The sequence below is a fragment of the Streptomyces phytophilus genome (assembly GCF_013870535.1).
Classification (GTDB): Bacteria; Actinomycetota; Actinomycetes; order Streptomycetales; family Streptomycetaceae; genus Streptomyces; species Streptomyces phytophilus.
The window spans coordinates 1-3,417 of the sequence record NZ_JACBXC010000645.1 but is presented as its reverse complement, the minus strand read 5'-3'; the positions used below and the strand labels follow the sequence as shown (position 1 = coordinate 3,417).

Below are 3,417 nucleotides of genomic sequence, written 5' to 3'. Positions count from 1 at the left end.
GGCGGCATCGGCCGGCAGCGCGGCAACCTGTTCGGCCCCAAGTCCAAGTCCGCCAAGGCCACCCGTATCAAAGGGGTGAAGCGGCTGTGACCAACATCCCGGAGACCGGCAAGTCCACCCGGGTCACCGTCCGGCTCGTCGGCATCCAGGTCCTCGTGCTCTCGCTGCTGCTCACCCTGGGCGGCCGGCTGTGGTACCTGCAGATCCGCAACGGCGACGAGTACGAGGCGGAGGCCGCGGGCAACCACGTCCAGCAGGTCATCGAGCCCGCCGTACGCGGCTCCATCCTCGACTCCCGCGGCGAGCCGCTCGCCGACAACGAGACCCGCCTCGTGGTCTCCGCCAGCCGCACCGACCTCATGAAGATGGACGACGACGGCGAGGCGATACTGACCAAGCTCGCCGGCGTCCTCGGCATGGACCCGAAGACCGTCATGGAGCGCGTGCGGCTCTGCGACGCCAAGACCCCCAAGCCGTGCTGGAACGGCTCCCCGTACCAGCCGATCCCCATCACCGACGAGGCCACGGCCCGCCAGGCGCTGCAGATCCGCGAGCGCGAGGAGGAGTTCCCCGGCATCACCGCAGAGCCCAGCGCCGTCCGCCGCTACGGCTCGCCGAACGACGCGAACACCGCGCAGGTCCTCGGCTACCTCTCGCCGGTCACCGACGAGGAGATCGCCGACGCCGAGGGCGGCGACAACCCGCTGCTGCGCACCGACCAGATCGGCCGCTCGGGGCTGGAGCGCTCGTACGACTCCCAGCTGCGCGGCCAGGCCGGCGTGACGAGCTACCGCGTGGACAAGCTCGGCCGGGTGATAGGGGAGGCCGACAAGCAGCCGGGCGTGCCCGGCTCCAACCTGGTCACGAGCATCGACTCGCGGGTGCAGTCGCTGGCCGAGGAGGAGTTGGCCAAGGCGATGGAGGCGGCCCGCACGCAGTTCGACGACAACACCGGCACGAACTACAAGGCGGACTCCGGCGCGATGGTGGTGATGGAGGCCGACACCGGCCGCATCGTCGCCATGGCGTCCAACCCCACGTACGACCCGAACGACTGGGTCGGCGGCATCGACGCCGGCACGTACAAGAAGCTCACCGGCAAGAAGGCCAACTACCCGCTGCTGAACCGGGCGATCCAGGGCCAGTCGGCCCCCGGCTCGATCTTCAAGCCGATCCCGACGACCGCCGCGGTCAACGCCGGCTACTCCTTCGACGGCAACTACGAGTGCAGCAGCGACTACAGCATCGGCGGCCAGGTCTTCAAGAACTTCGAGTCGCAGAGCTACGGCGCGATCGACCTCGGCCGCGCGCTGGAGGTCTCCTGCGACACGGTCTACTACCGGCTGGCGCACCAGGAGTGGCTGAACGACGGCGGCAACAAGCCGAAGAAGAAGCCCGACGACTGGTTCTACAAGACGGCCCACCAGTACGGCCTCGGCGAGGAGACCGGCGTCGACCTGCCCAACGAGGTCACCGGCCGGGTGCCCGACCGGCAGTGGAAGAAGGACTACTGGCAGGCCAACAAGGACACCTGGTGCAAGCAGGGCAAGCAGGACGGCGACTACGCCGAGCGCATCGCGTACGAGAACTGCCTGGAGGGCATGCGGATGCGCGCCGGTGACTCCGTCAACTACTCCATCGGCCAGGGCGACACGCTCGTCACGCCGATACAGATGGCCACCATGTACGCCGCCATCGCCAACGGAGGCACGCTGTACGACCCGACCGTCGGCAAGGCCGTCGTCAGCGCCGACGGCAAGAAGGTCGACATGATCGAGCCGAAGTCCCACGGCAAGCTGCCGCTGGACAAGGCCACCCACGCCGCCATAGACGATGCGCTCGCGGGCGTCGCCACCCGGGGCACCGCCGCCTGGCGTTTCGGCGGCTGGCCGCAGGACGAGATCCCGATGCACGCGAAGACCGGTACCGCCGAGGTCTACGGCAAGCAGACGACGTCGTGGTTCGCGACGTACACCGACGAGTACGCGATCGTCATGACGATGTCCCAGGGCGGCACCGGCTCCGGCGCCTCGGCGCCCGCGGTCCGCGCCGTGTACGACGCGCTGTACGGCGTCGGCAAGGGCGGCGGCATCGACCCGAAGAAGGCGCTGCTGCCCAAGCCGGAGAAGAAGCTGCCGAAGATCTCGCCGGACGGCAGGATCGAGGCGCGATGACGGCCGCCGACGGGTACTCGGTCCGGCGCTTCACCCCCGAGCTGGGCACGTGGGGCAGGCTGACCGCGCGCGACTCGCTGGTGCGCCGGGTCGACTGGATGCTGATGTTCTCCGGGCTCGCGCTGTCCGTCATGGGCACCGCGCTGGTCTGGTCCGCGACCCGCAACCGCGACGACCTCACGGGCGGCGACCCGTACTTCTTCGTGATAAGGCACGCGATCTTCACCACCGTCGGCATCGCGCTGATGGCCGCCACCGTCTGGGTCGGCCACCGCACGCTGCGCGGGGTGGTGCCGCTGCTGTACGGGCTGTCGCTGGTGCTCGTCGCCATGGTGCTCAGCCCGCTGGGCAGCACCATCAACGGCTCCCGCGCCTGGCTCGACCTGGGCGGCGGCTTCACGGTCCAGCCGGCCGAGTTCACCAAGATCACGATCATCCTGGGGATGGCGATGATCCTGGCCGCCCGGGTCGACGCGGGCGACCGCGAGCACCCCGACCACCGCACCGTCGTCCAGGCCCTGGGTCTGGCCGCGGTGCCCATCGGGATCGTCGTGCTGATGCCGGACCTCGGCTCGGCGATGGTGCTGACGTCGATCGTGCTGGGCGTGCTGCTGGCCTCCGGCGCGTCGAACCGCTGGGTGCTGGGCCTGGTGCTGGCCGGCGTCAGCGGCGCGGCGCTGATCGTCTCGCTGGGCATGCTCGACGAGTACCAGGTCGCCCGCTTCGCGGCCTTCGCCAACCCGGCGCTCGACCCGGCCGGCGTCGGCTACAACACCAACCAGGCCCGTATCGCCATCGGCTCCGGCGGGGCGACCGGCAAGGGCCTGGGCGAGGGCAGCCAGACGACGGGCCAGTTCGTGCCGGAGCAGCAGACCGACTTCATCTTCACGGTCGCCGGGGAGGAGCTGGGCTTCGTCGGCGCGGGCGTCATCCTGGTGCTGCTCGGCGTGATGCTGTGGCGGGCGTGCCGGATCGCGCGGGACGCCAGCGACCTGTACGGCACGATCGTCGCGGCGGGCGTGGTGGCGTGGTTCGCGTTCCAGGCGTTCGAGAACATCGGCATGACGCTCGGCATCATGCCGGTCGCGGGCCTGCCGCTGCCGTTCGTCAGCTACGGCGGCTCGTCGATGTTCGCGGTGTGGATCGCGGTGGGGCTGCTCCAGTCCATCAAGGCGCAGCGGCCCCTGTCGGCCTGAGAGCCCTGCCGAAGTGGGGCCCCGGCGCCACGGAGCCGGGGCCCGCC

At 70.2% G+C, this 3,417-nt stretch carries 2 protein-coding genes; both read left to right on the top strand.

Going from position 1 to position 3,417, the window contains the following annotated elements:
* The first annotated feature begins 86 nt into the window (after positions 1–86).
* The gene (mrdA, locus tag H5J30_RS22855) at positions 87–2,174 is read left to right on the top strand and encodes a penicillin-binding protein 2 (RefSeq protein ID WP_181789262.1); all 2,088 of its coding nucleotides are present in this window, start codon (positions 87–89) and stop codon (positions 2,172–2,174) included.
* Positions 2,171–3,370, top strand: a complete 1,200-nt coding sequence (gene rodA / locus H5J30_RS22850) for a rod shape-determining protein RodA (protein WP_181789261.1) — start codon at positions 2,171–2,173, stop codon at positions 3,368–3,370. The genes mrdA and rodA overlap by 4 nt, the downstream gene beginning before the upstream one ends.
* The last annotated feature ends 47 nt before the right edge of the window (positions 3,371–3,417 follow it).

Excerpts from the sequence above, each read along its gene's own strand:
- rodA (WP_181789261.1), top strand. The coding sequence starts at position 2,171 with ATGACGGCCGCCGACGGGTACTCGGTCCGGCGCTTCACCCCCGAGCTG.